Origin of the sequence: Streptomyces botrytidirepellens (genome assembly GCF_003721215.1) — a bacterium.
Taxonomy (GTDB): domain Bacteria; phylum Actinomycetota; class Actinomycetes; order Streptomycetales; family Streptomycetaceae; genus Streptomyces; species Streptomyces himastatinicus.
In genome coordinates, this window is record NZ_RIBZ01000569.1 from 1 (window position 1) to 3,541 (window position 3,541).

A 3,541-nucleotide genomic window follows, 5' to 3' on the forward strand; every position below is an offset into this window, starting at 1 on the left:
CCCCCTCCGCCCCATCCCCCTCGGACTCCCCATCCCCCAAGGACTAGCGCCCCGGCGCTCGCCGAAGCCGCAGGCGCCGGGGCCGGGGCCGAGCGGGACGTCGCGGCACGGCGATCCGCGGGTCCGTCGTGCCCCAAGCCGGGGCGGCGGAGGCTCGGTGCGGCGCCCCGAACGGGGCGGGGTTCCAGGGGGCGCAGCCCCCTGGTTACGGGGAAGGGTGGGGCGGGGAAGACCTCAGCCCGCCAGGCTCCGGAGCCGCGGGCGCCGGGGCCACGGGAGGCAGCCCCGGTTCGGGCCCGGTCCCCGCCACCGGACCCGCAGTACGAGTCCTGGCACGGGTCCGCCGTGCCCCAAGCCCGGGAGCCGGGGCCCGGGGCGGAGCCCCGAACGGGGCGGGGGTCCAGGGGCGCAGCCCCTTGGTTTCGGGAAGGGGCGGGGTGGGGGAAGAGCCCTCAGCCCACCACGGCCGCAGGCCCGCCGCACCCGATGCCGCGGGCGCCAGGGCTCCGGGGCGGAGCCCCGAACGGGGCGGGGGTCCAGGGGCGGAGCCCCCGGTTTCGGGAAGGGGCGGGTAGGGGAAAGATCCGTCCTCAGCCCACCACGGCCGCGGGTGCCGGGAGCTCGGGGCAGCGCCCCGGAAGTGGCGGGGGCCCAGGGGGTGCAGCCCCTGGAATCGGGAACGGGCTCAGCCCGCCGGGTCCGCCGGGTGGGGGGCCACCAGCGGCAACGACGCCGCCAACCGCGCCTCGCACAGCTCCACCAGCCGGTCATACCCGGCCTTCCCCATCAGCTCCGTCAGCTCCGGCCGGTACGACACGTACACCGGATCCCCGGCACCGTGCGCCGACACAGCCGACGTGCACCACCAGTGCAGGTCGTGCCCGCCCGGGCCCCACCCCCGGCGGTCGTATTCGCCGATCGTGATCTGGAGCACCTGGGTGTCGTCCGGGCGGTCGATCCACTCGTACGACCGCCGCACCGGCAGCTGCCAGCACACGTCCGGCTTGGTCTCCAGCGGTTCGCGCCCCTCCCGCAGCGCGAGGATGTGCAGCGCACAGCCCGCGCCGCCCGCGAAACCGGGGCGGTTCTGGAAGATGCACGAGCCCTCGTAACGGCGCGTCTGGCGGTCGCCGTCCTCGTCCTCCTGCACCCATCCCCGGGCGTGGCCCTCGTCGTGGAACTGCCAGACCTCCGGGGTCAGCCGGGCCATATGGCGGGCGACCCTTTCCTCGTCCTCCTCGTCCGAGAAGTGCGCGCCCAGGGTGCAGCAGCCGTCGCTCGCGCGCCCGCCCTGGATGCCTTGGCAGCCCTGGCCGAAAATGCAGCTCCAGCGCGAGGTCAGCCAGGTCAGGTCGCAGCGGAAGACCTGCTCCTCGTCGGCGGGGTCGGGGAATTCGACCCAGGCGCGGGCGAAGTCCAGGCCGACCTCGTCCGCGGGCGGGGCCGCCGCGGGCGGGGCCGCCGGGGACGGGGCCGCATCCTCGGCCCGCTGGTCCTGCTCCGGCCCCGGGGCGTTCTTCCGGACTTTGTCCTGCTTCGCCTTTTTCGTCGTTGCCACGGTGCAAGGGTATGCCCCCGACATGACGGCACCGGGGACGGGGATCCCGTGAGAACAGCAGGGATCCCGTGCATGACCACGCCAGGCGCACAGTAGCGTTCTGGCCATGAGACTCGGTGTCCTCGACGTGGGTTCGAATACGGTCCATCTGCTGGTGGTGGACGCGCATCAGGGCGCCCGCCCGCTGCCCGCCCACTCCCACAAGGCGGAACTCCGGCTGGCCGAACTCCTCGATGGCGACGGAGCCATCGGCTCCGAAGGCGTCGACCGGCTGATCGCGGTGGTGAAGGAGGCGCTGGAGGCGGCCGAGGACAAGGGCGTCGAGGAGGTGCTGCCGTTCGCGACCTCCGCGGTCCGGGAGGCCGCCAACGCCGACGAGGTCCTCGCCCGGGTGGCCGAGGAGACCGGCGTACGGCTGCGCGTGCTCAGCGGCGAGGACGAGGCCCGGCTCACCTTCCTGGCCGCCCGCCGCTGGTGCGGCTGGTCGTCGGGGCGGCTGCTGCTCCTGGACATCGGCGGCGGTTCGCTGGAGATCGCGTACGGGCTCGACGAGGAGCCCGACGCGGCCGTCTCGCTGCCGCTGGGCGCGGGCCGGCTGACCGCCGGCTGGCTGCCGGGCGATCCGCCCGACCCGGCGGACGTCCGCGCCCTGCGGCGCCATGTGCGGACCGAGATCGCCCGCATCGTGGGCGACTTCAGCCGCCACAGCACCCCGGACCAGGTGGTCGCCACCTCCAAGACGTTCAAGCAGCTGGCCCGGATCGCGGGCGCGGCGCGCTCCGCCGAGGGCCTGTACGTGGAGCGCAGGCTCACCCGCAAGGCGCTGGAGGAGTGGGTTCCCCGGCTGACCGCCATGCCCGCCGAGGAGCGGGCCGAGCTGCCGGGGGTGTCCGAGGGGCGGGCCCCGCAGCTGCTGGCCGGGGCGCTGGTGGCCGAGGCCGCCATGGATCTGTTCGAGGTCGACGTGCTGGAGATCTGCCCGTGGGCGCTGCGCGAGGGGGTCATTCTGCGCCGCCTGGACCACCTGCCCACATGACGTGATCCGCAGTCGCGGTTTAGTCGCACAGAGCAGCGGCCGTACGCTGTCCCTCGTGACAGAGCCAGTGGTGCGCATCCCGGATGCGAAGGTCGCCCTGTCCACCGCCTCGGTCTATCCGGAGTCGACGGCGACGGCCTTCGAGATCGCCGCGCGGCTGGGCTACGACGGTGTCGAGGTCATGGTGTGGACCGATCCGGTCAGCCAGGACATCGAGTCGCTGCGCCGCCTCTCGGATTATCACGGGGTGCCGATCCTTGCCGTGCACGCGCCATGTCTGCTGATCACTCAGCGGGTGTGGTCGACCGACCCGTGGGTCAAGCTCCAGCGGGCCAAGGCGGCGGCCGAGCGGCTGGGCGCGTCCACCGTCGTCGTCCACCCGCCGTTCCGATGGCAGCGGTCGTACGCCCGCGAGTTCGTACGCGGAATCTGGCGGATGGCGGACGAGACCGATGTGCGGTTCGCGGTGGAGAACATGTTCCCGTGGCGCTATCGCGACCGCGAGATGCTCGCGTACGCGCCGGACTGGGACGTCACCAAGGACGACTACCGGCACTTCACGATCGACCTCTCGCACACCGCGACCTCCCGCACGGACGCCCTGGACATGGTCGACCGGATGGGCGACCGGCTCGCCCATCTCCACCTCGCCGACGGCCAGGGCTCCAACAAGGACGAGCACCTGGTGCCGGGCCGCGGCACCCAGCCCTGCGCCGAACTGCTGGAACGTCTCGCCAGGACCGGCTTCGACGGCCACGTGGTGGTCGAGGTGAACACCCGGCGGGCCATGTCCCAGGCCGAGCGCGAGGCCGACCTCGCGGAGGCGCTGGCCTTCACCCGCCTCCACCTGGCCTCCCCGACCCCGGCCTCCCGGACGGGCAGGGCGGTGCGCCGGAAGTGACCCCCGCCACGCCCCAGCCGCCCGCCATGGGGCCCCGGCGCGGCCG

Annotated in this window: 3 protein-coding genes; 2 read left to right on the forward strand and 1 reads right to left on the reverse strand. The window is 73.9% G+C overall.

Annotation, left to right across the window (positions count from 1 at the left end):
• Window positions 1-685: 685 nt before the first annotated feature.
• Window positions 686-1,558 (reverse strand): DUF3109 family protein, encoded by an 873-nt coding sequence (locus tag EEJ42_RS32940; RefSeq protein WP_123105643.1) that lies wholly within the window; start codon window positions 1,556-1,558, stop codon window positions 686-688.
• Window positions 1,559-1,664: 106 nt separating this feature from the next.
• Here EEJ42_RS32940 and EEJ42_RS32945 point away from each other — a divergent pair, with 106 nt between their 5' ends.
• Window positions 1,665-2,594: a Ppx/GppA family phosphatase gene (locus EEJ42_RS32945; protein ID WP_123105645.1), complete on the forward strand. Its 930-nt coding sequence runs from the start codon at window positions 1,665-1,667 to the stop codon at window positions 2,592-2,594.
• Window positions 2,595-2,649: 55 nt separating this feature from the next.
• Complete coding sequence (locus EEJ42_RS32950; RefSeq protein WP_123105647.1) at window positions 2,650-3,495, forward strand: sugar phosphate isomerase/epimerase family protein; 846 nt, start codon at window positions 2,650-2,652, stop codon at window positions 3,493-3,495.
• Window positions 3,496-3,541: the final 46 nt, after the last annotated feature.

Excerpts from the sequence above, each read along its gene's own strand:
- EEJ42_RS32945 (WP_123105645.1), top strand. The coding sequence starts at position 1,665 with ATGAGACTCGGTGTCCTCGACGTGGGTTCGAATACGGTCCATCTGCTG.